A 25,326-nucleotide genomic window follows, 5' to 3' on the forward strand; every position below is an offset into this window, starting at 1 on the left:
AACCCAAGTGCCACACCGCTCGTTGTGCGGGATACAGGCTCCCTGTGGTCGCGCCTGGCCGACACCGATCACTCGATCGTGTGGACCGGTCGGGGACGCGCAACCCTCAGGACCCCCTGGGGAGTCGACCGTCATGACGAGAGGAGGTGCCGCCAGTGATCGCGAACGTATCGGCGCACCGGCGGGCGAACGCCTTCGCCCAGGCCCTGGAGGAGCTGTCCGACCAGGGCACGGCGGCCGAGCGGCCCGAGGGATCGGAACCGGCACCGGCGGCGCGGCAGACCGAGCAGGACCACATGCTGGCCCTCACCACCGGTCTGGACGAGCTGCCCAAGCCGGTGCTCGACCCCGAGGTCAAGGTCGTCCATCGCGCCCAGTTGGTGGCCGCGATGGAAGCCATGCTGCGGGACGGCACGCTGCCGGGGCGCGAGGCGTCGGACTCTTCGGTGCCCGAACAGCGATCGGGCAAGGCGCGGGGCGCGCACCGGGCGAGTCCGCTGGGCAGGCTGCGACCACGGTCCCGTCTGACGAAGGGTCTCGCCGCCGGCGGGCTCAGCGTCGGGGTGGCCGCGAGTGCCTTCGGCGGTGTGGCCGCCGCAAGTTCGGACGCCCTGCCCGGTGACTCGCTCTACGGCCTCAAGCGCGGCATCGAAGACGTGAAACTCACCCTGGCCGACGACACCGACGACCGGGGCCGGCTCTATCTGGACCAGGCGTCGACCCGGCTCGGCGAGGCCCGCCGCCTCATGGAGCGCGGCCGGGGCGGACAGCTCGACCACGAGTCCCTCGGCGAGATCCGCCGCGCCCTCACGGGGATGCGGCACGACGCCTCCGAGGGCCACCGCCTGCTCCACGAGGCGTACGAGCGGGACCCGGAGTCCCTGGGCCCCATCCGGGCCCTCTCGGCATTCTCCCGGTCCCACCGCGAGGCCTGGGGCGTGCTGCGCGACCGGCTGCCGGTGCAGCTCGGAGACGTGAGCCGGCAGGTCTCGTCGGTCTTCGACGCCATAGACGACGAGGTCGCCCCGCACTCGTCGCTCCTGCCCCCACCGCCCACCCCGGGCGGCGACGGCAGGCAGCGCTCCGCGGGCTCCGGCACCCCCGGCACCACCGACCCCGGCCGCCCGGCCCCGAGCGCCTCCGAGGGCTCGACCGGCGCCGAACGCGAGGACACCACCGGGAAGCCCAAGCCGTCCACCTCGGCCGGCGGCGGCGAGGGCCTCGTCGGCGGCACCACCGGCGGCCTGCTCGACCCGCCGCAGCAGGACACCGCCCCCACCTCCCCGTCGACGGGGAGGTCCACGTCGGCCGAACAGCCCGACGTCACCCTCCCGCCCCTTCTCCCGGGCCTCCTCCCGGGCCTGGGCATCGACGGCCAGAGCAACGACTGACCCCTGACGACGGTGGGGGCGCCCTTCTCGAAGAAGGGCGCCCCCACCGTCGTACGACGTGCGTACGAAGCGACCACTAGAAGAACACCGACCGCCGCTGCACCAGCAGCTTGTACACGGTGTGGCGAACTCCGTCCGACGGCACAGCCACCCCGAATCCCTACACCTGACCCCTCAGAAGAACACCGACCGCCGCTGCACCAGCAGCTTGTACAACGTGTGCTGGATCTGCTCGCGCACCTGGTCCGTCAGGTTGAACATCAGCATCGGGACCCATCCACATTGCCGCCCTCGCGACGCTTCGCGGGCTTCGGACGGCTGCGCCGAACTCCGTCCGACGGCACAGCCACCCCGAATCCCTACACCTGACCCCTCAGAAGAACACCGACCGCCGCTGCACCAGCAGCTTGTACAACGTGTGCTGGATCTGCTCGCGCACCTGGTCCGTCAGGTTGAACATCAGCATCGGGTCCTCGGCGGCCTCCGGCGGATAGCCGTCCGTCGGGATCGGCTCGCCGAACTGGATCGTCCACTTCGTCGGCAGCGGCACCGCGCCCAGCGGACCGAGCAACGGGAACGTCGGCGTGATCGGGAAGTACGGGAAGCCCAGCAGCCGGGCGATCGTCTTCGAGTTCCCGATCATCGGGTAGATCTCCTCCGCGCCCACGATCGAGCACGGGATGATCGGCGTGCCGGCGCGCAGGGCGGTGGAGACGAAGCCGCCGCGGCCGAAGCGCTGCAGCTTGTAGCGGTCCCCGAAGGGCTTGCCGAGGCCCTTGAAGCCCTCCGGCATGACCCCGACCAGCTCGCCCTGCTGCAGCAGCCGTGAGGCGTCCTCCGCACACGCGAGGGTGTGGCCGAGCTTGCGGGCTAGCTCGTTGACCACCGGCAGCATGAAGACCAGGTCCGCCGCGAGCAGCCGCAGATGCCGCCCGGTGGGGTGGTTGTCGTGCACGGCGACCTGCATCATCAGGCCGTCCAGCGGCAGTGTCCCCGAGTGGTTGGAGACGATCAGGGCGCCGCCGTCCGTCGGGATGTTCTCGATGCCCTTCACCTCGACCCGGAAGTACTTCTCGTACACCGGCCGCAGCAGGGACATCAGCACCTGGTCGGTGAGTTCGGCGTCGTAGCCGAAGTCGTCGACCTCGTAGTCGCCGGTGAGCCGCTTGCGCAGGAACGCGAGACCGCCCGCGATCCGGCGCTCCAGGGCGCCGCCGTCGTGTGCCTCGGCGGCCTCCAGGGGCGGCTCCGGCTTCTCCCGTGTCACAGGAACATCATCGGTGCTGGTCGTCCGTCCGGGGAGGGCCTGGACCTCGCCGGATTCACGAACATCCCGGACGACCGCGCTGTCGCCCTTGCGCCGGCTCCCCGTACTCCGTCGACGCGGCGGGCGCTGCACGGCGCCGCCGCGCGTCCGGTCGTCGTCGAAGGGAATGACCTTGGCATCCGCCATCGTTGATGCGCTCCTCAGTTGGCGCTCTGCGTCGGGGGGTGGCCGCCGCCCGGCGTGGACACGGGCAGGTCGGCGATCCGGTCGATGGCCCCAGCGAGGGCCTCCGGGGGCAGGAGGCCGGGGCCCCTGCTGCGGGCGAAGTCGGCGAAGGTCTCCGTGGTCGTGTATCTGGCCCGGTAGCCCAGTGTCTCGCGCATCTGGTTCGTCGACACGACCCGCCCGTGGGTCAGCAGCCTCAGCTGCTCCGGCGAGAAGTCGGTGAAGCCCAGGGTGCGGACCATCGAGCCGACCCAGCTCACGGCCGGCATCAGCAGCGGCACCGTCGGCCGGCCGAGACGCCGCGCGCACTGCGAGAGCAGCAGGACACCGTCCCCCGCGATGTTGAACGTGCCGCTGTTGAGCGTGCCCCGCGCCGGCTCGTGGGAGGCGATCCGCAGGACCTCGATGACGTCGTCCTCGTGCACGAACTGCAACCGCGGGTCGTAGCCCAGCACGGTCGGCAGCACCGGCAGCGAGAAGTACGAGGCGAGCGGTGAATCCGCGCTCGGCCCGAGGATGTTCGCGAACCGCAGCACGCACACGGCCACATCGGGCCGCCGCCGGGCGAATCCGCGGACGTACCCCTCGACCTCGACGGTGTCCTTGGCGAAGCCGCCGCTGGGCAGCGACTTGGGCGGCATGGTCTCGGTGAACACGGCCGGGTCGCGCGGCGCGGACCCGTACACGTTCGTACTGGACTTCACGACCAGCCGCTTGACCAGCGGGGACTTCTGGCAGGCACCGAGCAACTGCATGGTGCCGATGACGTTGGTCTCCTTCAGCGTGGCCCGGCCGCCGCTGCCCAGCGGGGTGCCCGTGACGTCCATGTGCACCACGGTGTCCACGTTGTGCTCGGCCAGCAGGCGGGCTATGGCCGGCTGCCTGATGTCGGCCTGCACGAAGTCCGCGCCGCCCAGATGATGTGCCGGGGGCACCGCGTCGACCGCGATGACCCGGTCGACCTGCGGGTCCCGCTGGATGCGCCGTACGAAACGGCCTCCCAGCTGACGGGCCACACCGGTGACGAGCACGACCTTCCCCAAGATCAGCGCCTTCCTTCCAGACGTCCGCTCACATAGGCGTAACTCTGCTCGTTCTCTGCCGCGTTCCCCGTGTGCCGCCACGTTAGCGGGTCGATGTTGCGGAGTGGTGACCACGACCCCGTCAATGACCGGCAAAAACAACGAGCGCCGAAAACACCGTGGCCCCCCACCGCATTCGGTGGAGGGCCACGGCAACGCGCTCTCGACAGCGCTCGCGCAAGAAAGCAAGGCGTGCGGCCCCCTTACGCGAGGGGGGCCGGCCAGGACCCCGTTCCCGGGGCCGGACCGCCTTACTTCTTGTTGCGACGCTGAACGCGGGTGCGCTTGAGCAGCTTGCGGTGCTTCTTCTTAGCCATCCGCTTGCGCCGCTTCTTGATAACAGAGCCCACGACTACCCTCGCTCACTTCTCATCACTCGGCGTTTGGGCGCCATGGGCCCATACGACCTACGAGGGGCCAGCCTACCCGTCCGAGCGCTGAGGTCGTAATCGAGGCGGAGCGGGGGGGCCTCCGGAGGTACCGCACGTCCTCCGGGAGCCCCTCGGCCCCGGTGGCCGTCAGGCCGTCTCCACCCCCACATAGCTCTCGCGGAGGTACTCGTGGACCGCTTGCTCCGGCACCCGGAAGGACCTGCCCACCCGGATCGCCGGCAGATGACCGCTGTGCACCAGGCGGTACACGGTCATCTTCGACACTCGCATCACCGAGGCGACTTCCGCCACGGTCAGGAACTGAACCTCGTTCAGAGGCCTCTCGCCAGCTGCAGCCATGACACACCTGAACCTTCCGCACTCGACGGCCACCGGCTTCCCCTTCCGGTGACTCTTCGTCGTTGCGTGCTCACTCCCCAATGTAGGGGCGGGTGATGCGAGTGGGGAAGAGGGGATGCCGTCGGCGGCCTACTGTGACAGACACGCCCGATTGAGTACGTAGCGGGTCAGTGGTCGGTAGTAATCAGACCGCACACCGTCATCAAGCGGAACGGCGACGGACACCCGCCCCTCCGTCTCGCCCACGAAGAGGGCCGGATCGTCCGTATCGGCGAGTCCGATCGCCTCGAACCCCAGCTGACCTGCCCCGCAGACCCATCCATGGTCGCCGACCACGAGTTCCGGGAGCGGCCCGCCGGCCTCCGCCGCGGCCGCCAGAACCGTCCGAACCGGGAGCGGCGAGTGGGTGTGCACGCCGGTCGCACAACCGGAGCGCAGGGCAGGCGCCTCGCGGACGACGGCGACTCCTCGTACGTAGTCGAGGTTGTGCGTGCGTAGACCGAACCGGGTCGTTATGTCGACACGTCTACCCGTCGCCGGGGTGAGAACTTCACATCCTGCCGTCGACATGGCGTCTGCCAGTGCGCCGTAGAAACCGATCAGCCGATGCGGGTGCCCGGTACCGAAGAGCACCGTCCCGCCACGGTGAGCGACCGCCGCGACACGTTCCGCGAAGCGGTCCAGCGCATCCATCGTGCGCTCGGGGTCAATGACATCCTGCCCTGAAGTGCGTCCCGGGTCGGCGGAAACACCACACTTCTCCGCCATCAGATCGAGCACATCCCGCTGCCGCCAGGACAGTTCAGGATCAAGTCCGATCAGAAAGCGAGGGTCCCGGGCGGCGAACAACCGATAGCTCCGCAGACTCGTCTCCCGGGCGGTGGCGACCCGCCCGGCCAGCCCGCAGACCACCAGATGCTCCCGCAACGCCGCGCCACTCACCACGCCCCGATGCTGACGCACTGACCGCCCCCGAACACCAAATCCCTCCTACAACCACACAGTTGGCCTAGCGCTTCCCTTCAGGGGCGCGGGAAACTGCGCGAACGGGGTCCGGGGCGGAGCCCCGATTCTCTGACGGGGTGCCGACGGGGGCACGCAGCCCCCTGGAGGATGGGACGGGTAGGGGCGGCGGGGGCGAGAAACCCCTACGGCAACAGCCCCCGCAACGGAAACACAGCCTTCCGCGCCGCGAGCACCGCCTGGTCCAACCGGTCCGCGGGGTCGTACCCCGCCTCCCAGTCCGCCCAGGACACCGGCCACCGCCCGTCGGTCATCCGCGCCGGCGCCAACTGCCGCGTCCGGGCGAACACCTGCTGCCGCCACTCCTCGGGAATCACCGTCTCCGGCGCGATCTCCCGCCCCGCCGCGATCGCCACCAGATGCGTCCACGACCGCGGCACCACATCCACCACCGCGTACCCGCCCCCGCCGAGCGCGACCCACCGCCCGTCGGCGTACGCGTGCGCAAGCTCGTGCAACGCCACCTGCACCGCCCGCTGGGCGTCCAGCGACACCGCCAGATGTGCCAGCGGGTCGTCGAAGTGGGTGTCCGCCCCGTGCTGGGTCACCAGCACCTGCGGCCGGAAGTCCGCGATCAGCTCCGGCACCACCGCGTGGAACGCCCGCACCCATCCCGCGTCCCCGGTCCCCGCAGGAAGCGCCACGTTCACGGCCGACCCCTCCGCACCCGGCGCGGCCCCCGTCTCCTCCGGCCATCCGGTCTGCGGGAACAGGGTCCGCGGATGCTCGTGCAGCGAGATCGTCAGAACCCGCGGGTCCTCCCAGAACGCCGCCTGTACCCCGTCGCCGTGGTGCACGTCCACATCCACGTACGCGACCCGCTCGGCCCCCAGCTCCAGCAGCCGGGCGATGGCGAGCGACGCGTCGTTGTAGATGCAGAACCCCGACGCGCTGCCGGGCATCGCGTGGTGCAGCCCGCCCGCGAAGTTCACCGCGTGCAGCACGTCCCCGCGCCACACGGCCTCCGCCGCCCCCACCGACTGCCCCGCGATGAGCGCGGACACCTCGTGCATGCCGGCGAAGGCCGGATCGTCCATGGTCCCCAGCCCGTACGCCGCGTCCGCGCCCCGGGGGTCGGCGGACGCGGCCCTGACCGCCGCCACGTAGTCCTCGCGGTGCACGAGCCGCAGGGTCGACTCCCCCGCCGGCTTCGCCGCGACGACGTCCATCTCCCGGTCCAGCCCGAAGGCACTCACCAGGCTCCGGGTCAACGCGAGCCGGACCGGATCCATCGGATGGTCCGGGCCGAAGTCATAGCCCGTTACTGCCTCGTCCCACATCAGCTGTGCGCGGCCGCTCATGCCCGTCACCGTATCGGTCCGGTTCGGTCTCGAACGACCGGGCGTACACCAACGTCACCAGCACCAGCACCATCGGTACGAGCATCGCCCCGCGATAGCTCCAGAGGTCGCCCAGGGCCCCCACCAACGGAGAACCGATCAGGAAACCGACATAGTTGAAGATGTTCAGTCGCGCGACGGCCGCGTCCGAAGCTCCGGGGAAAAGTCGTCCCGCCGCCGCGAACGTCTGCGGCACCAGCACACACAGCCCTAGCCCCAGCAAGGTGAACCCGAGCATCCCCACCCAGGCCCCCGGCGCCACCGCCACCACGGCGAAGCCGACCGCCGCCACCACCGCTCCGGCCCGCACGACGGCCGCGGCCCCGAACCTCCGCACCCCGAAGTCCCCGATGGAACGCCCGAGCAGCGTGGTGACCATGTAGACGTTGTACGGAACGGTCGACAGCTGGTCGGAGCTGCCGAGCACGTCCTGCAGGTACTTGGCGCTCCAGTTGGAGACGGTCGAGTCGCCGATGTAGGCGAAGCACATCACCAGACAAAGCGGCAGCAGCAACTTGAAGGCGACGCTCCCGCCCTCCGCGGCGGCTGCCGGACCCTTGTCCTCCGGGCCGCTCCCGTCCACGTACCACCGGCTCCCCACCAGGGCGGCCGGCAGCAGTACGGCACCCACCGGCAGATACAGGGACAGCAGGGCCAGATCCCAGTGCGCCCCCACCCACGCCAGCGAGGCCCCGGCTATCCCGCCCAGGCTGTACACGGCGTGGAAACCGAGCATGATGCTCCGCCCGTACGACCGCTGCAGGCTCACGCCGAGCATGTTCATGGACGCGTCGAGCGCTCCGACCGCCAGCCCGAAGGCCGCCAACGACGCGCCCAGGACGACCATCCGGTCACCGGCACCCACCCCCAGCAGCGCCAGGAGCACGACGGGCTGGGACCACCTGAGCACCCGGCTCGGCGGCACTCGCTTCACGAGGTGCTCGGTGCAGACGCTGCCGACCCCGGCGAGGATCGGCACGGCGGCGAGGAAGAGGGGCAACAGTCCGTCGGAGACGCCGTACCGGTCCTGGATGGCCGGAATCCGCGTCACGAGCAGCGCGAAGGCGACACCCTGGGCGAAGAAGCTGAACGCCAACGCGGCCCTACCGCGCCGCAGCACATCTGTCATGGCGGCACAGTAGGGGGCGCGGCCTACTCATGGGTAGAGGAAGTTGAATACTGCTCAACTAAGCAGGTCGAGCAGCTCCCCCATGTCCGAAAAGTACTCCCTGGCTCCGGGCATCTTCCCGGCGGGCGTCATCGGCGTATACCCGTACACATCCATCCCGGCCGCGAGCCCCGCCCGCACCCCGAGAGGACTGTCCTCGACGACGGCACACCGCTCGGGAGCGACGCCCATCCGCTCGGCCGCGTGCAGGAAGAGATCCGGCGCCGGCTTGCCCCGCCCCACGTCCTGCGCGCTGAACACGAGCCCCTCCCCGAACCACCGGTCGAGCCCGGTCGTCCGATGGCCCACCCGGATCCGCTCATGACTCCCGGACGACGCCACGCAGTACGGCACCCCGTCCGCGACCAGCTTCTCCAGCACGGCGACCACGCCCGGTACGGGCTTCAACTCCCGCTCGAACCCGGCGAACACCCGCTGGTGGAAGACGTCGTCGAAGTCCTCCGGCAGCTTCTTCCCGGTCCGCTCCAGCACGAGCTCGTGAATCCGGTGCATCGCCGACCCCATGTAGTCCCGGATGGAGTCCTCGTACGAGGTCGGGTGCCCGAGTTCGGTGAGGTACTCGGCGAGGAGCCGGTTGGAGATGGGCTCGCTGTCGACGAGAACGCCGTCATTGTCGAAGATCACGAGGTCGTAGCGCATGGTCCGACCCTAAACGAAGCCCGAACGCAGAAAACCCCCGTCGGTTTCCCGACGGGGGTTTTCTCAATATTTGTTCGGCGGCGTCCTACTCTCCCACAGGGTCCCCCCTGCAGTACCATCGGCGCTGTAAGGCTTAGCTTCCGGGTTCGGAATGTAACCGGGCGTTTCCCTCACGCTATGACCACCGAAACACTATGAAACACTCAACCGCACCATCCCCCGTGACCAAACAGGGATGGGGTTGTTCGTGGTTTCAGAACCAACACAGTGGACGCGAGCAACTGAGGACAAGCCCTCGGCCTATTAGTACCAGTCAACTCCACCCATTACTGGGCTTCCATATCTGGCCTATCAACCCAGTCGTCTACTGGGAGCCTTACCCCATCAAGTGGGTGGGAATACTCATCTCGAAGCAGGCTTCCCGCTTAGATGCTTTCAGCGGTTATCCCTCCCGAACGTAGCCAACCAGCCATGCCCTTGGCAGAACAACTGGCACACCAGAGGTTCGTCCGTCCCGGTCCTCTCGTACTAGGGACAGCCCTTCTCAATATTCCTGCGCGCGCAGCGGATAGGGACCGAACTGTCTCACGACGTTCTAAACCCAGCTCGCGTACCGCTTTAATGGGCGAACAGCCCAACCCTTGGGACCGACTCCAGCCCCAGGATGCGACGAGCCGACATCGAGGTGCCAAACCATCCCGTCGATATGGACTCTTGGGGAAGATCAGCCTGTTATCCCCGGGGTACCTTTTATCCGTTGAGCGACGGCGCTTCCACAAGCCACCGCCGGATCACTAGTCCCGACTTTCGTCCCTGCTCGACCCGTCGGTCTCACAGTCAAGCTCCCTTGTGCACTTACACTCACCACCTGATTGCCAACCAGGCTGAGGGAACCTTTGGGCGCCTCCGTTACCCTTTGGGAGGCAACCGCCCCAGTTAAACTACCCATCAGACACTGTCCCTGATCCGGATCACGGACCCAGGTTAGACATCCAGCACGACCAGACTGGTATTTCAACGACGACTCCACCCGAACTGGCGTCCGAGCTTCACAGTCTCCCAGCTATCCTACACAAGCCGAACCGAACACCAATATCAAACTGTAGTAAAGGTCCCGGGGTCTTTCCGTCCTGCTGCGCGAAACGAGCATCTTTACTCGTAGTGCAATTTCACCGGGCCTATGGTTGAGACAGTCGAGAAGTCGTTACGCCATTCGTGCAGGTCGGAACTTACCCGACAAGGAATTTCGCTACCTTAGGATGGTTATAGTTACCACCGCCGTTTACTGGCGCTTAAGTTCTCAGCTTCGCCACCCCGAAGAGTGACTAACCGGTCCCCTTAACGTTCCAGCACCGGGCAGGCGTCAGTCCGTATACATCGCCTTACGGCTTCGCACGGACCTGTGTTTTTAGTAAACAGTCGCTTCTCGCTGGTCTCTGCGGCCACCCCCAGCTCAAGCAGCAAGTGCTATCACCGGTGATGGCCCCCCTTCTCCCGAAGTTACGGGGGCATTTTGCCGAGTTCCTTAACCATAGTTCACCCGAACGCCTCGGTATTCTCTACCTGACCACCTGAGTCGGTTTAGGGTACGGGCCGCCATGAAACTCGCTAGAGGCTTTTCTCGACAGCATAGGATCATCCACTTCACCACAATCGGCTCGGCATCAGGTCTCAGCCTTGTGTGATCCGGATTTACCTAGATCACGGCCTACACCCTTACCCCGGGACAACCACCGCCCGGGATGGACTACCTTCCTGCGTCACCCCATCACTCACCTACTGCAAGTCTGGTTCGTCGGCTCCACCACTCCCCTTTGCCCGAAGGCTCCGGGACGGCTTCACGGACTTAGCATCGCCTGGTTCGATGTTTGACGCTTCACAGCGGGTACCGGAATATCAACCGGTTATCCATCGACTACGCCTGTCGGCCTCGCCTTAGGTCCCGACTTACCCTGGGCAGATCAGCTTGACCCAGGAACCCTTGGTCAATCGGCGCAAACGTTTCTCACGTTTGTATCGCTACTCATGCCTGCATTCTCACTCGTGAACCGTCCACCACTGCCTTCCGGCGCGGCTTCACCCGGCACACGACGCTCCCCTACCCATCCCAGCAGGCGTTGGCCCTATACGCTGGAATGACACGACTTCGGCGGTACGCTTGAGCCCCGCTACATTGTCGGCGCGGAATCACTAGACCAGTGAGCTATTACGCACTCTTTCAAGGGTGGCTGCTTCTAAGCCAACCTCCTGGTTGTCTCTGCGACTCCACATCCTTTCCCACTTAGCGTACGCTTAGGGGCCTTAGTCGATGCTCTGGGCTGTTTCCCTCTCGACCATGGAGCTTATCCCCCACAGTCTCACTGCCGCGCTCTCACTTACCGGCATTCGGAGTTTGGCTAAGGTCAGTAACCCGGTAGGGCCCATCGCCTATCCAGTGCTCTACCTCCGGCAAGAAACACACGACGCTGCACCTAAATGCATTTCGGGGAGAACCAGCTATCACGGAGTTTGATTGGCCTTTCACCCCTAACCACAGGTCATCCCCCAGGTTTTCAACCCTGGTGGGTTCGGTCCTCCACGAAGTCTTACCTCCGCTTCAACCTGCCCATGGCTAGATCACTCCGCTTCGGGTCTTGAGCGTGCTACTGAAACGCCCTGTTCGGACTCGCTTTCGCTACGGCTACCCCACCCGGGTTAACCTCGCAACACACCGCAAACTCGCAGGCTCATTCTTCAAAAGGCACGCAGTCACGAGGCAAGCACAAGTGCTTGCCCGACGCTCCCACGGCTTGTAGGCACACGGTTTCAGGTACTATTTCACTCCGCTCCCGCGGTACTTTTCACCATTCCCTCACGGTACTATCCGCTATCGGTCACCAGGGAATATTTAGGCTTAGCGGGTGGTCCCGCCAGATTCACACGGGATTTCTCGGGCCCCGTGCTACTTGGGTGTCTCTCAAACGAGCCGCTGATGTTTCAGCTACGGGGGTCTTACCCTCTACGCCGGACCTTTCGCATGTCCTTCGCCTACATCAACGGTTTCTGACTCGTCTCACAGCCGGCAGACTGTGAAAGAGAGATCCCACAACCCCGTATACGCAACCCCTGCCGGGTCTCACACGCATACGGTTTGGCCTCATCCGGTTTCGCTCGCCACTACTCCCGGAATCACGGTTGTTTTCTCTTCCTGCGGGTACTGAGATGTTTCACTTCCCCGCGTTCCCTCCACTTGCCCTATGTGTTCAGGCAAGGGTGACAGCCCATGACGACTGCCGGGTTTCCCCATTCGGAAACCCCCGGATCAAAGCCTGGTTGACGACTCCCCGGGGACTATCGTGGCCTCCCACGTCCTTCATCGGTTCCTGGTGCCAAGGCATCCACCGTGCGCCCTTAAAAACTTGGCCACAGATGCTCGCGTCCACTGTGCAGTTCTCAAACAACGACCAACCACCCGTCACAACCCGCTTCACGCGAATTTTTACCGGGGTCGGCACTGAAGGCAGCCGTACGGCCATACCCTCAGACACCCAACAGCGTGCCCGACCGGTCTCTCGTCCGGAGATCATGCTTTCCACACCCACAAGGGGTAGTACTCACAGCCTCCGGCCCGACGAACCGGCCGAATAATCAACGTTCCACCCATGAGCAACCACCGTCGAACATTCGCCGACGTTGTGGCCCTGGCTGCCTTGCGGCAGCTAGATGCTCCTTAGAAAGGAGGTGATCCAGCCGCACCTTCCGGTACGGCTACCTTGTTACGACTTCGTCCCAATCGCCAGTCCCACCTTCGACAGCTCCCTCCCTTACGGGTTGGGCCACCGGCTTCGGGTGTTACCGACTTTCGTGACGTGACGGGCGGTGTGTACAAGGCCCGGGAACGTATTCACCGCAGCAATGCTGATCTGCGATTACTAGCAACTCCGACTTCATGGGGTCGAGTTGCAGACCCCAATCCGAACTGAGACAGGCTTTTTGAGATTCGCTCCGCCTCACGGCTTCGCAGCTCATTGTACCTGCCATTGTAGCACGTGTGCAGCCCAAGACATAAGGGGCATGATGACTTGACGTCGTCCCCACCTTCCTCCGAGTTGACCCCGGCAGTCTCCTGTGAGTCCCCATCACCCCGAAGGGCATGCTGGCAACACAGAACAAGGGTTGCGCTCGTTGCGGGACTTAACCCAACATCTCACGACACGAGCTGACGACAGCCATGCACCACCTGTACACCGACCACAAGGGGGCGACCATCTCTGGCCGTTTCCGGTGTATGTCAAGCCTTGGTAAGGTTCTTCGCGTTGCGTCGAATTAAGCCACATGCTCCGCTGCTTGTGCGGGCCCCCGTCAATTCCTTTGAGTTTTAGCCTTGCGGCCGTACTCCCCAGGCGGGGAACTTAATGCGTTAGCTGCGGCACCGACGACGTGGAATGTCGCCAACACCTAGTTCCCACCGTTTACGGCGTGGACTACCAGGGTATCTAATCCTGTTCGCTCCCCACGCTTTCGCTCCTCAGCGTCAGTAATGGCCCAGAGATCCGCCTTCGCCACCGGTGTTCCTCCTGATATCTGCGCATTTCACCGCTACACCAGGAATTCCGATCTCCCCTACCACACTCTAGTCTGCCCGTATCGAATGCAGACCCGGGGTTAAGCCCCGGGCTTTCACATCCGACGCGACAGACCGCCTACGAGCTCTTTACGCCCAATAATTCCGGACAACGCTCGCGCCCTACGTATTACCGCGGCTGCTGGCACGTAGTTAGCCGGCGCTTCTTCTGCAGGTACCGTCACTTTCGCTTCTTCCCTGCTGAAAGAGGTTTACAACCCGAAGGCCGTCATCCCTCACGCGGCGTCGCTGCATCAGGCTTTCGCCCATTGTGCAATATTCCCCACTGCTGCCTCCCGTAGGAGTCTGGGCCGTGTCTCAGTCCCAGTGTGGCCGGTCGCCCTCTCAGGCCGGCTACCCGTCGTCGCCTTGGTGAGCCGTTACCTCACCAACAAGCTGATAGGCCGCGGGCTCATCCTTCACCGCCGGAGCTTTCCACACTCATCGGATGCCCGAGAGTGTCGTATCCGGTATTAGACCCCGTTTCCAGGGCTTGTCCCAGAGTGAAGGGCAGATTGCCCACGTGTTACTCACCCGTTCGCCACTAATCCCCACCGAAGTGGTTCATCGTTCGACTTGCATGTGTTAAGCACGCCGCCAGCGTTCGTCCTGAGCCAGGATCAAACTCTCCGTGAATGTTTACCCGTAATCGGGTGCACACATCACGAGAGCGGAACCACCGGAGGAATAGTCCGATGGTTCACAGCGTCCTCGCTGTGTTTTACTTCAAAGGAACCTCGTCCCAGCAGATGCTGGAGACGGGGTATCAACATATCTGGCGTTGATTTTTGGCACGCTGTTGAGTTCTCAAGGAACGGACGCTTCCTTTGTACTCACCCTCTCGGGCTTTCCTCCGGGCTTTTCCCTTCGGTCTTGCTGTCTTGCGTTTCCGACTCTATCAGACCATTTCCGGTTCCGATTTCCTCGGTGCTTTCCAGGTTTCCGCTTTCGCGTTTCCCTTTCCGGCGAGTCCGACTCTACCAGATCCTTTCGGGCCTGATTCCCAGTCAGCGGGGTTTGTCTTCGCGGCTGTTGGGCCGTTCCGACGAGTGAGACTTTAGCGGATTCCTCGCCCCCGAGCTAATCGGGGTCTGCGTCCTTTCGAACGCGGATTCCTCATTTCGCACATACACATGCCAAGGAAACGACGACGGATCGTCGATGCTTGGTGGATACCTGCGAATGGCTGTCCGGGGACCGACCGTGGTCGGCGCTCACGTCGGACAACCCGGAGAACACTACGTACCGGCTCGGGGTGTGTCAACTCGCTGCCGCGCGGTCCCGCGAGGCGTAGCCTGGCCCCCATGACTACGCGTACGTGTCACCAGCAGTGGTGGGCCGCCTGAGGGCGGCCGTACACACGTATGTACTCGACGGCCGCCGACCCGGCGGCCGTTTTTGTATCTCCCTCCTGAGGGGCGGCCGGCCGGTGGCGGCGGTCCTGATCAGGAGGTGGAGAGATGACACGGGTCTTCAGCGGCATCAAGCCGACGGGGCATCTGACGCTGGGGAACTACCTGGGAGCGGTGCGGCGGTGGGCCGAGGTCGACCAGCACCGGACGGACGCGTTGTTCTGTGTGGTGGACCTGCACGCGCTGACCGTGGACCACGATCCGGCGCGGGTGCGCCGGCTCACCCGGCAGGCGGCGACCCTGATGCTGGCCTCGGGACTGGACCCGGAGCTGTGCACCGTCTTCGTACAGAGTCATGTGGATGAGCACGCGCGGCTGTCGTACCTGCTGGAGTGTGTGGCCACGGACGGCGAGATGCGCCGGATGATCCAGTACAAGGAGAAGGCGGCGCGGGAGCGGGACCGGGGAGGCAGTGTCCGGCTGTCGCTGCTGACCTATCCCGTGCTGATGGCCGCCGACATCCTCGCGTACGGGACGGACGAGGTGCCCGTGGGTGATGACCAGACGCAGCACGTGGAGCTGAGCCGGGACCTGGCGGTGCGCTTCAACCAGCGGTACGGGCACACGTTCGTGGTGCCGCGGGCCACGCGCCCGCGGGTCGCGGCCCGGGTGATGAACCTTCAGGACCCGGCGTCGAAGATGGGGAAGACCGACGACGTCGGGCCGGGCATCGTCTATCTGCTGGACGAGCCGGACGTGGTCCGGAAGAAGGTCATGCGGGCCGTGACCGACAGCGGGCGGGACGTGGTCTACGACCCGGGTCAGCGGCCGGGGCTCGCCAACCTGCTGGAGATCCTCGCCGCCTGTGAGGGTGGGAACCCCGAGGACCTGAGCGGTGTATATGAATCGTACGGAGCACTGAAGAAGGACACCGCAGAGGCCGTGGTCGAGCTCCTCAGGCCCGTACAGGAGAGGCACAAGGAGTTGTGCGCGGATCCTGCGTATGTGGAGGGGGTGCTGCGGTTGGGTGCGGAGAAGGCCAGAGGGATGGCCCGGCCGAGGGTGGACGAGGCGTACCGGGCGATCGGCCTGCTGGGCGGCTGACCGCGCGGGGCGTCAGTCCTTCTTGCCGGAGGCCAGTTCGCGGCTGCGGTCGCGGGCGGCCTCCAGCGCGGCGATCAGTGCGGCGCGCACTCCGTGGTTCTCGAGTTCGCGGATGGCGCTGATCGTCGTGCCGGCGGGAGAGGTGACGTTCTCCCGGAGCTTCACGGGGTGTTCGCCGCTGTCGCGGAGCATCGTGGCCGCGCCGATGGCGGACTGGACGATCAGGTCGTGGGCCTTGTCCCGGGGCAGGCCCAGGAGGATGCCCGCGTCGGTCATGGCTTCGACCAGGTAGAAGAAGTACGCCGGGCCGGAGCCGGAGAGGGCGGTGCAGGCGTCCTGCTGGGACTCGGGGACGCGGAGCGTCTTGCCGACGGCGCCGAAGATCTCCTCGGCGTGCGCGAGATCGGCCTCGCTCGCGTGACTGCCGGCGGAGATGACGGACATGGCCTCGTCCACGAGGGCGGGGGTGTTCGTCATGACACGGACGACGGGGGTGCCTGCGGCCAGGCGCTCCTCGAAGAAGGAGGTGGGAATGCCTGCCGCGCCGCTGACGACCAGGCGGTCGGCGGGGGTGTGCGGGGCGAGTTCGTCGAGGAGGGTGGCCATGTCCTGGGGCTTGACCGTGAGGATGAGCGTGTCGGCGGTCTTCGCGGCCTCGGCGTTGGTGACCGGTGTGACGCCGTAGCGGGTGCGGAGCTCTTCGGCGCGTTCGGGGCGGCGGGCGGTGACCAGGAGGTCCGCGGGCGCCCAGCCGGCTCGGATCATGCCGCTGAGCAGGGCCTCGCCGATCTTGCCGGTACCGAGGACTGCGACTTTCTGGCTCATGGTGCGGGTGCCCTCCGGGGTGCGTCGTCCTGGGGCCATCCTCGCACCGGGGACGGGGGTTCGGCGGGCGTGTCCGGTGGGCGGGACGTCGGCCGGGCGTGGTGGCGGGCGGCCGGCGTGGGACGGCCGGGCGTCAGGTCGTCCGGCGCCTGAGAGTGGCCGCTCCCAGTGTGAGGACCAGGAGGGCGCAGCCGGCGACGATCGCGATGTCGCGTACGAAGGTGGCGGTCATGTCGGTGTGCAGGAGGACTTCGTTCATGCCGTCGACCGCGTAGGACATGGGGAGGACGTCGGAGATGGCCTCCAGGGCGGGGTGCATGGCGGAGCGGGCGGTGAACAGGCCGCAGAGGAGGAGTTGGGGAAAGATCACGGCCGGCATGAACTGGACGGCCTGGTACTCGGAGGAGGCGAAGGCCGAGACGAAGAGGCCGAGGGCGGTGCCCAGCAGGGCGTCGAGGAGGGCGACGACCAGGAGGAGCCAGGGGGAGCCAGTGACGTCCAGGTCGAGGAACCAGACGGCCAGACCCGTGGCGAGGGCGGACTGGATGACCGCAAGGGTGCCGAAGGCGAGGGCGTAGCCGGCGATGAGGTCTCCCTTGCCGAGAGGCATGGAGAGCAGGCGCTCCAGGGTGCCCGAGGTGCGTTCGCGCAGGGTCGCGATCGAGGTGACCAGGAACATCGTGATCAGCGGGAAGATGCCGAGGAGTGAGGCGCCGATGGAGTCGAAGACGCGTGGGCTGCCGTCGAAGACGTAGCGCAGCAGGAACAGCATCACGCACGGGATGAGGATCAGCAGGGCGATCGTGCGGGGGTCGTGGCCGAGCTGGCGGAGGACCCGGGCGGCCGTGGCGGTCGTGCGGGCGTAGCTGAGGGCCCTGGGGCGGGGGGCCGCGGGGGGCGTGGACGGGGTCGTGGTGGTCATCGCGCCGGCTCCTTGGGGTGTGCGTCGGTCGTGGCGGTGGGCGCGGTCGCGGCGGGCTCGGCTGCCCTGGCCTCGTCGACGAGGCGGAGGAACGCCTCTTCGACCGTGTCCGCGTGGGTACGGGTGCGGAGGGCTTCGGGGGTGTCGTCGGCGAGGATCCGGCCCTCGCGCATGAGGAGGAGGCGGTGGCAGCGCTCGGCCTCGTCCATGACGTGGGAGGAGATCAGGAGGGTGGTCCGGCGCTCCTCGGCGAGGGTGTGGAAGAGCGCCCACAGTTCGCGGCGCAGGACGGGGTCCAGGCCGACGGTGGGCTCGTCGAGGACGACCAGTTCGGGGGTGCCGAGGAGGGCCACGGCCAGGGAGACGCGGCTGCGCTGGCCGCCGGAGAGGTTGCCGGCGAGGGCGTCGGCGTGGGCGGTGAGGTCGACGTCGGCGATGGCCCGGGTGACGTTCTCGCGGCGGCGGTCGGCGGCGGCGCGGCCGGGGTCGAGGATCGCGGCGAAGTAGGCGAGGTTCTGGGTGACGGTCAGGTCGTCGTAGACGGACGGGGCCTGGGTGACGTAGCCGATGCGGGAGCGGAGGGTGGCGTCGCCCGCGGGGCGGCCGAGGACGTCCAGGGTGCCGGTGACCTTGGCCTGGGTGCCGACGATCGCTCGCATCAGGGTGGATTTGCCGCAGCCGGACGGGCCGAGGAGCCCGGTGATCTGGCCCGGGGGGACGGCGAAGTCGAGGCCGCGGAGCACGGTGCGCGGGCCTCGGGCGACGGTGAGGTTCCGGGCGTGGACGGCCGGGTGGGGCGCGGTGTCCGCGGACGGGGAGGGTGAGGTGCCGGGTCGGGGTGGAGGCTCGCTCCCGGAGTTATTCATCATGTGATGAATATTGCGCAGAGCGGGTGGGCCGTCAAGTCGGTGAGGGGTGGGTTCTGCGCGGGCGGGGCCCCGTGGGTTCCGGGCCGGGGCAGGCGGAAGCGCGAGCGGGCGCGACGGGGTGTGCGCGGGCGCTCGGCGGGAGGCGGCCGGGGAGTTGGGGGCGGGCGAGGGAGGTGGTCCGGGGAGGGGCTGGTCAGGGGCGGACGGCGACCAGGAGGTCCACGTCGTAGGTCTCTTCGATGGTCTCGGTGGGGAAGAGTGCGCGGAGGCGGGCCCGTTCCGCGGTGAGGAACCCGGACGTGGCCTCGTCGCCGAGCACCAGGAACCCCGAGTGGCTGGCGATGTTGGCCAGGTGGGTGTCCAGGGGGACCGTGCGGCTCCAGCGGATCTGGCGGCGTGTGAAGTCGAGGCGGCCCGCGGTGTCGGCGAGGGCCGCGGGCGCACCGGAAGCGCTCGTCTCGATCGGCGTGCCGGGGTCCACACCGAGGAAGCGGTGGATGCGCAGGGTGGCGTCGGCGATCCAGGGGACGTCGACGGCGGCGGTGTTCCACCACAGCGCGAGTGCTCCGCCGGGGCGGAGTACGCGCAGGGCCTCCGGAACCGAGCGGGTGGTGTCGGTCCAGTGCCAGGACTGGGCGTAGGTGAGGAAGTCGGTGGAGGCGGTGGCGACGGGGAGCGCGTTGCCGTCGCCTCGGACCAGGGGGATGCGGGGGTGGGTGCGGCGGAACTGGGCGGCCATGCCCGCGCCGGGTTCCACGGCGAGGACGTCGGCGCGGCGGGCGTGGAGGAGGGCGGTGGCTATGCCGGTGCCCGCTCCGACGTCCACGACGCGGGCTCCGTGGAGGGAGCGCGAGGCCAGGGCTTCGACGGTGTCGAAGAGGGTGGGCGGGTAGGAGGGGCGGTTCGCCGCGTACCGGGCCGCGGCGGTGTTGAACGAGTGGGCTCGGACGGTGCGGGAGGCGTGCGGACGGGATGTGGCCATGGGGGACATCGTGGCCCGGCGGGGTGGCGTCGGGGGGGGTGTCCGGCCGTCCCTTGCCGGCAGGTCAGGGGCGGCGGCGCTTTGCCGGGTTCTTCGTGCGCTTGGCCGTGCGGCGCTCGTACTGCCGGCGGGCCGCCGTGAACTCCTCGCGGTGCAGGGACTCGCCCGGGGCCTCTTTGAGGGAGCGGAGGAAGTAGGCGGTCAGGGAGCCGAGGAAGCCGATGGTGAGGAGGCCACGCAGGGAGGAGTGGCGGGCCGGGTCGGGGCGCTTGGCGAAGGCACCCCAGGTGTGGCCGAAGGCCAGCGCGCTGCAGACGGCGAACATGAGGACGAGCAGGATGCTGACGAACCCGCCGACCGCCGCGAGCTGCAGGCCGTCGTAGGCCAGGCGCAGCACCAGGCAGGAGAGGGCCAGGGCGGCGAGCGAGCCGGCGGTGACGGCCGCCCGGCGTGCCGTGTAGGTGCCGTCGTGGTGCAGCCAGGTCGTCCCGAAGAAGCGGATGGGTTCGGGGCGGGGGCCCGTGGGGGTCGCCGAGGACGCGTCGAGGGGCACCCGACCGTCCTGCGGCGCCTGCGCTCCGTGCGGCGCCTGCCCTTGTTCCGGCTGCTGCCGCTGTTCCGGACCCTGCCGCTGTTCCGGCTCCCGCGCTGCCTGGTCGTTCTTCGGCTTGTCGCTCACGGGTCGATTATCGCTCCGGGTCGGGAGCGGGCTCGGGGCGCCGGCCCCGAGGGCTGTCGCCGTCAGGGCCGGGGCCGTGGCATTGAGCGGTCGGAGCGGCGCCCGGTCGGTTGCCCCGGGCGCCGGGCCGGTCGTCCCGGATCAGCCGCAGCGGCCGGCCACGTAGCCGTCGCTGCCGGTGTAGACGTAGGAGTCGGAGATGTACTCGCCGTCGCCGATGTTGTCCCAGACGTTCGTGGTGCCGTAGGGGCCGGAGATGGTCTGGCCCGGGGTCTGGCAGTAGATCGGTACCGTGGCGCCCTCGGAGAGGACGCGGACGACGCCGTAGCCGGTGCTCGGTCCGCTGCGGACGTTGAGACGGACGCCCGGCGCGATCGAGTAGCGGCGGACGGCTGCCGTGACCGTCGCGGCGGTGGCCGAAACCCCTGCCGACGCCGTACCGGCCCGCTCCCCCTCGCCGTCCTCCGCGATCTCTTCGACATGGTCGATGGACATGGCTGAACTCCCCCCGTGTGAAACCCCGTTGAAAACCCCGTTTGGTCCCCACGCAAGGCGTGGGGACCCGTTGATACCCCTGATTCAGGCCACGCACACCTGTGCGTTTTACGCGCGTCCGGGCCAGCAGGCCGCCTCTGTCCCGTACGGGTCATCGACTAGGCTCCGAACGTCGCGCGAGCGGCCGAAAGAGCACGGGGGTGGACCCATGGCACCGCAGCGCGGCACCGGGTCGGGAGCGGAACCGGAACTTCCCGAGTACGCCGGCCAGTACCGCCTGGAGTCGTATCTGGGTTCCGGTGGGATGGGCGTCGTCCACCTGGCCGCCTCCACGTCCGGCCTGCGGCTCGCGGTGAAGGTGGTGCACGCCGAGTTCGCGAAGGACCCCGAGTTCAGAGGGCGTTTCCGGCAGGAGGTCGCCGCCGCCCGGCAGGTGAGCGGCGCCTTCACCGCACCGGTCGTGGATGCCGACACCGACAGTGCCCGGCCCTGGATGGCGACCCTCTTCATCCCCGGTCCGACCCTCGCCGAGCACGTCAAGCGGAACGGGCCCATGCCGCCGGGGCAGTTGCGGCGGCTGATGGCCGGGCTCGCGGAGGCCCTGCGGGACATCCACCGCGCGGGTGTCGTGCACCGGGACCTCAAGCCCAGCAACGTCCTGCTCGCCGAGGACGGTCCCAAGGTCATCGACTTCGGCATCTCCCGGCCGAAGGACAGCGAACTGCGCACCGAGACGGGGAAGTTGATCGGCACGCCACCGTTCATGGCGCCCGAGCAGTTCCGGCGGCCGCGGGAGGTCGGGCCCGCCGCCGACATCTTCGCCCTCGGCTCGGTCACCGTGCACGCGGCCACCGGACGCGGGCCCTTCGACTCCGACAGTCCCTATGTCGTCGCCTACCAGGTGGTCCACGACGAACCGGACCTCACCGGCGTACCCGAGAACCTCGCGCCCCTCGTCGGTGCCTGTCTGGCCAAGGAGCCCGAGGACCGGCCGACGGCGGACGAGTTGATGCACGCGCTCCGGTCCGTGGCCGCCTCGTACGACACACAGACCTTCATGACGACCCAGCGGGAGCGGGAGGGCACGGGCTGGGTGTCGTCGCCGGGCACGACCCGGAACGCGGACGAGGACGAGGACGAGGACGTCAAGGCCGAGGCGGAAGCCGACTGCGGCACCGGGCTCGGCGGCCCTGCCGGGACCGGTGAGCCCGGCGAGAGCCACGCGCCCGACGGGCGGGGGGACTCCGGGCGGCGTGCGGGCCGGCTCGGGGGCCGGTCACGTGTGCGGGCCGTGCTGGTCGCCGCCTCGGTGGTGCTCGTCGCGGGCGGGGGGTTCGCCTCCGTGCGGGCCCTGGGAAGCGAGGGCGGGCGGCCGGACGGGGGTGACACCTCGCCCCGGGCCGGTCGCGCGGCCGCCGCACCCGCGCTCGAAGCCTGGGTCACCAGACCGGCGGCGAGGAAGAAGAGCGCGCCGCAGTGCTCGTACGGGGCGGGGAAGCTGTTGTGCGCGCAGCCGGGGCTGGTCTCCGCGCTGGACCCGGCGGACGGCAGCGTGCTGTGGCGGCACCCCGTCGACGGGTCGGGTGCGCTCGGCGCGAGCGGGCCGCCGGTCGTGTCGGGCGGGCTGGTGCAGGTGCTGACGGACGAGAACCGCCGGGCCCTTGCGCTGGACCCGAAGACCGGCGAGGTGCGGTGGGAGCGGGACGTCTCCGCGTACGGCGGCAGGCACTACGCGGGCGGCACGCTGCTGCTGACCGCCGCCGACGGGACCGTCACCGGGGTGGACACCGCCACCGGTGACACGCGGTGGAGCGGCCGGATCCCGGGGCAGCCGGAGGCGTACTTCACGTCGTTCGACGGGGACCGGTCGGCGTACCTGGCGTACGTCACCGGCGAGGGGGCGGGGGCCCGGACCCGGATCACCGCGGTGGACCCGGCGTCGGGGGACGTGCGCTGGGACACGCGGCTGAAGGGGCGCCTGGAGTTGACGGGGGCCGCGGACGGCGCCGTCTTCCTCACCTCGATCGGCGGCGCCTACGAGGACACGGTCGGCGTGGTCCGGTACGACCCCGGCACCGGCACCGGCACCGGCACCGGCACCGGGAGGACGGTCCGGGTCGCCCTGCCCGTGCCGCTCCAGCAGGCCCGCGGGGTCGTGCGGGGTGACGTCGTGTACCTGCTGAGCGGCGCGGGCGGTGCCCTGGCGGCCGTCGACATGAAGGCCCGCAGGCAGGTGTGGCGGACGGAGACGGGCGTGGCGCGGGGTTCGGCGCCGGTCGCCGGCGACCGGCATCTGTACTTCACGGCCTCGGACGGGCGGCTGCTCGCGGTGGACCTGCGGAAGGGCCGGATCAGCGGGGACACGCCGTCGCGGCTCGGTGACCCTGGCCGGGTCACGGCCTCGCTGCCCGAGCCCGTGGTCGTCGGCGGGCGGGTCTGCGCGGGCGCGCTGGACGGGACGGTGCTCGGGCTGGACGGGAGCGATCCGGGAAGCTGGTGACCCTCCCGCCGGGTGACGGCGGGGTGAGGGCGGGGCGGGCGGCCTCCACGGCCGAGGGCCGCCCCGCAGCGGGACGGCCCTCGACTCGACGGTTCCGCGCCTCGGCGCGGGGTTCCTCAGCCCAGCTTGCTGACGTCCCGGACCGCGCCCTTGTCGGCGCTGGTGGCCATCGCGGCGTAGGCGCGCAGTGCGGCCGACACCTTGCGCTCGCGGTTCTTCGGGGCGTAGACGCCGCCCAGGGCCTGCTCGCGGCGGGTCAGTTCGGCGTCGTCGACCAGCAGCTCGATCGAACGGTTCGGGATGTCGATGCGGATGCGGTCGCCGTCCTCGACGAGGGCGATCGTGCCGCCGCCGGCCGCCTCGGGCGAGGCGTGGCCGATGGAGAGGCCCGAGGTGCCGCCGGAGAAACGGCCGTCGGTGATCAGCGCGCAGGACTTGCCCAGCCCGCGGCCCTTCAGGTACGAGGTCGGGTAGAGCATCTCCTGCATGCCGGGGCCGCCCTTGGGGCCCTCGTAGCGGATGACGACGACGTCGCCCTCCTTGATCTCCTTCATGAGGATCTTCTGGACGGCCTCCTCCTGCGACTCGCAGACGACCGCCGGGCCCTCGAACGTCCAGATCGACTCGTCGACGCCGGCGGTCTTCACCACGCAGCCGTCGACCGCGAGGTTGCCCTTGAGGACCGCGAGACCGCCGTCCTTGGAGTAGGCGTGCTCGGCGGAGCGGATGCAGCCGCCCTCGGCGTCCACGTCCAGGGCCTCCCAGCGCTCGGACTGGGAAAAGGCCTCGGCGGAACGGACACATCCGGGTGCCGCGTGCCACAGTTCCAGTGCCTCCGGCGACGGGGAGCCGCCACGCACGTCCCAGGTCTTCAGCCAGTCGGCGAGGGACGGGCTGTGAACCGAGTTGACGTCCTCGTTGAGCAGGCCCGCGCGGTGCAGTTCGCCGAGGAGGGCGGGGATGCCGCCGGCCCGGTGCACGTCCTCCATGTAGTACGTGCGGTCCTTGGCGACGTTCGGCGCGACCTTCGCCAGACACGGCACCCGGCGCGAGACCTCGTTGATGTCGTCCAGGTCGAACGGGACGCCCGCCTCCTGGGCGGCGGCCAGCAGGTGCAGGATCGTGTTGGTCGAGCCGCCCATCGCGATGTCGAGGGCCATGGCGTTCTGGAAGGCCGCGAAGGTGGCGACGTTGCGGGGCAGGACCGTCTCGTCGTCCTGCTCGTAGTAGCGGCGGGTGATGTCCATCACCGTGCGGCCCGCGTTCTCGTACAGCGCCCGGCGGGCCGTGTGCGTGGCCAGGACCGAGCCGTTGCCCGGGAGGGCGAGTCCGATGGCCTCCGCGAGGCAGTTCATCGAGTTGGCGGTGAACATGCCGGAACACGAGCCGCAGGTCGGACAGGCGTTCTCCTCGATACGGAGGATGTCCTCGTCCGAGATCTTGTCGTTGACCGCGTCGGAGATCGCGTCGACCAGGTCGAGCGTGCGGACCGTGCCGTCGACGAGGGTGGCCCGGCCGGACTCCATCGGGCCGCCGGAGACGAAGACCGTCGGGATGTTGAGCCGCAGGGCGGCGTTCAGCATGCCCGGAGTGATCTTGTCGCAGTTGGAGATGCAGATCAGGGCGTCGGCGCAGTGGGCCTCGACCATGTACTCCACGCTGTCCGCGATCAGGTCGCGGGAGGGGAGGCTGTACAGCATGCCGCCGTGGCCCATCGCGATGCCGTCGTCGACGGCGATCGTGTTGAACTCGCGCGGGATGCCGCCGGCCTCGCGGATCGCCTCGCTGACGATCCGGCCCACCGGCTGGAGGTGGGTGTGGCCCGGCACGAACTCGGTGAAGGAGTTCGCGACCGCGATGATCGGCTTGCGGCCGATGTCCGCGCCCGGTACACCGGAGGCGCGCATAAGGGCGCGGGCGCCCGCCATGTTGCGGCCGTGGGTGACTGTGCGGGACCTCAGCTCGGGCATCGCGCTCGCCTCGCTCCTTCGGAGAGTTATGACTGAGGTCGAGCGTACGCCGGTCATCCAGGGGATGGACACGATGACCGGAATGTGGGACGGCCGTCTCGGTTTTCGGGTGCGCGTGGAAGGGGTGCTCGCGCCGTT

Annotated in this window: 18 protein-coding genes, 3 rRNA genes and 1 pseudogene; 3 read left to right on the top strand and 19 right to left on the bottom strand. The window is 68.2% G+C overall.

What is annotated here, in order from left to right; translation table 11 throughout:
- Positions 1 to 155: 155 nt before the first annotated feature.
- Positions 156 to 1,391, top strand: a complete 1,236-nt coding sequence (locus SCAB_RS18585) for a DUF5667 domain-containing protein (RefSeq protein ID WP_037722990.1) — start codon at positions 156 to 158, stop codon at positions 1,389 to 1,391.
- A gap of 174 nt (positions 1,392 to 1,565) precedes the next feature.
- On the opposite strand, the pseudogene SCAB_RS46375 reads toward SCAB_RS18585, so the two are convergent.
- The 12 genes and pseudogenes from SCAB_RS46375 to SCAB_RS18635 form a co-directional block, all read right to left on the bottom strand.
- A pseudogene (locus tag SCAB_RS46375) lies at positions 1,566 to 1,661 on the bottom strand (glycerol acyltransferase); the annotation flags it as partial.
- A gap of 103 nt (positions 1,662 to 1,764) precedes the next feature.
- Entirely contained in the window at positions 1,765 to 2,844 is a 1,080-nt protein-coding gene (locus SCAB_RS18590; protein ID WP_013001618.1) for a lysophospholipid acyltransferase family protein, read from the bottom strand.
- A 14-nt stretch (positions 2,845 to 2,858) separates the two neighbouring features.
- Positions 2,859 to 3,926 (bottom strand): NAD-dependent epimerase/dehydratase family protein, encoded by a 1,068-nt coding sequence (locus SCAB_RS18595; protein WP_037722989.1) that lies wholly within the window; start codon positions 3,924 to 3,926, stop codon positions 2,859 to 2,861.
- 290 nt (positions 3,927 to 4,216) lie between these two features.
- Positions 4,217 to 4,315 (bottom strand): 30S ribosomal protein bS22, encoded by a 99-nt coding sequence (locus SCAB_RS44975; RefSeq protein WP_003948845.1) that lies wholly within the window; start codon positions 4,313 to 4,315, stop codon positions 4,217 to 4,219.
- A gap of 168 nt (positions 4,316 to 4,483) precedes the next feature.
- Positions 4,484 to 4,696, bottom strand: a complete 213-nt coding sequence (locus SCAB_RS18600; RefSeq protein WP_004984898.1) for a helix-turn-helix domain-containing protein — start codon at positions 4,694 to 4,696, stop codon at positions 4,484 to 4,486.
- A 129-nt stretch (positions 4,697 to 4,825) separates the two neighbouring features.
- Positions 4,826 to 5,641, bottom strand: coding sequence for a phosphatase (locus tag SCAB_RS18605; protein WP_037723070.1), 816 nt, complete (start codon positions 5,639 to 5,641; stop codon positions 4,826 to 4,828).
- 203 nt (positions 5,642 to 5,844) lie between these two features.
- Positions 5,845 to 7,020, bottom strand: coding sequence for an acetoin utilization protein AcuC (locus tag SCAB_RS18610; RefSeq protein WP_013001621.1), 1,176 nt, complete (start codon positions 7,018 to 7,020; stop codon positions 5,845 to 5,847).
- Positions 6,971 to 8,188, bottom strand: coding sequence for an MFS transporter (locus tag SCAB_RS18615; protein ID WP_013001622.1), 1,218 nt, complete (start codon positions 8,186 to 8,188; stop codon positions 6,971 to 6,973). Before SCAB_RS18615 ends, SCAB_RS18610 begins: the two co-directional genes overlap by 50 nt.
- Before the next feature lie 54 nt (positions 8,189 to 8,242).
- A complete protein-coding gene (locus tag SCAB_RS18620) occupies positions 8,243 to 8,887 on the bottom strand; it encodes an HAD family hydrolase (protein WP_013001623.1) in 645 nt (214 codons plus the stop codon).
- Positions 8,888 to 8,959: 72 nt separating this feature from the next.
- Positions 8,960 to 9,076, bottom strand: a 5S ribosomal RNA gene (gene rrf, locus SCAB_RS18625).
- Positions 9,077 to 9,170: 94 nt separating this feature from the next.
- Positions 9,171 to 12,291: ribosomal RNA gene (locus SCAB_RS18630) — 23S ribosomal RNA — on the bottom strand.
- Positions 12,292 to 12,600: 309 nt separating this feature from the next.
- A 16S ribosomal RNA gene (locus tag SCAB_RS18635) occupies positions 12,601 to 14,126 on the bottom strand.
- Together the 16S, 23S and 5S rRNA genes form the textbook arrangement of a ribosomal RNA operon.
- An 824-nt stretch (positions 14,127 to 14,950) precedes the next feature.
- On the opposite strand from SCAB_RS18635, the gene trpS reads away from it, so the two are divergent.
- On the top strand, positions 14,951 to 15,946 hold the full coding sequence (trpS, locus tag SCAB_RS18640; protein ID WP_013001624.1) for a tryptophan--tRNA ligase: 996 nt from the start codon (positions 14,951 to 14,953) through the stop codon (positions 15,944 to 15,946).
- 12 nt (positions 15,947 to 15,958) lie between these two features.
- On the opposite strand, the gene proC is transcribed toward trpS, so the two are convergent.
- The 6 genes from proC to SCAB_RS18670 all read right to left on the bottom strand — a co-directional run bounded on the left by proC (position 15,959) and on the right by SCAB_RS18670 (position 20,718).
- Positions 15,959 to 16,771 carry a pyrroline-5-carboxylate reductase gene (gene proC, locus SCAB_RS18645; protein WP_020113787.1) on the bottom strand — a complete coding sequence of 271 codons (813 nt, stop codon included), beginning with the start codon at positions 16,769 to 16,771 and terminating at the stop codon, positions 15,959 to 15,961.
- A gap of 133 nt (positions 16,772 to 16,904) precedes the next feature.
- Complete coding sequence (locus SCAB_RS18650; RefSeq protein ID WP_013001626.1) at positions 16,905 to 17,693, bottom strand: ABC transporter permease; 789 nt, start codon at positions 17,691 to 17,693, stop codon at positions 16,905 to 16,907.
- A complete protein-coding gene (locus SCAB_RS18655; protein ID WP_231885065.1) occupies positions 17,690 to 18,562 on the bottom strand; it encodes an ABC transporter ATP-binding protein in 873 nt (290 codons plus the stop codon). The genes SCAB_RS18650 and SCAB_RS18655 overlap by 4 nt, the downstream gene beginning before the upstream one ends.
- Positions 18,563 to 18,755: 193 nt before the next feature.
- A complete protein-coding gene (locus SCAB_RS18660) occupies positions 18,756 to 19,544 on the bottom strand; it encodes a class I SAM-dependent methyltransferase (RefSeq protein WP_041669363.1) in 789 nt (262 codons plus the stop codon).
- A 64-nt stretch (positions 19,545 to 19,608) separates the two neighbouring features.
- A complete protein-coding gene (locus SCAB_RS18665) occupies positions 19,609 to 20,223 on the bottom strand; it encodes a hypothetical protein (protein ID WP_013001629.1) in 615 nt (204 codons plus the stop codon).
- Between the two features lie 141 nt (positions 20,224 to 20,364).
- Entirely contained in the window at positions 20,365 to 20,718 is a 354-nt protein-coding gene (locus SCAB_RS18670) for an SH3 domain-containing protein (protein WP_013001630.1), read from the bottom strand.
- Between the two features lie 208 nt (positions 20,719 to 20,926).
- Here SCAB_RS18670 and SCAB_RS18675 point away from each other — a divergent pair, with 208 nt between their 5' ends.
- The gene (locus SCAB_RS18675; protein ID WP_013001631.1) at positions 20,927 to 23,218 is read left to right on the top strand and encodes a serine/threonine-protein kinase; all 2,292 of its coding nucleotides are present in this window, start codon (positions 20,927 to 20,929) and stop codon (positions 23,216 to 23,218) included.
- A gap of 116 nt (positions 23,219 to 23,334) precedes the next feature.
- On the opposite strand, the gene ilvD is transcribed toward SCAB_RS18675, so the two are convergent.
- The gene (ilvD, locus tag SCAB_RS18680; RefSeq protein ID WP_013001632.1) at positions 23,335 to 25,188 is read right to left on the bottom strand and encodes a dihydroxy-acid dehydratase; all 1,854 of its coding nucleotides are present in this window, start codon (positions 25,186 to 25,188) and stop codon (positions 23,335 to 23,337) included.
- Positions 25,189 to 25,326 lie beyond the last annotated feature (138 nt).

The organism is Streptomyces scabiei 87.22 (assembly GCF_000091305.1).
In the GTDB taxonomy this organism is placed as follows: Bacteria; Actinomycetota; Actinomycetes; order Streptomycetales; family Streptomycetaceae; genus Streptomyces; species Streptomyces scabiei.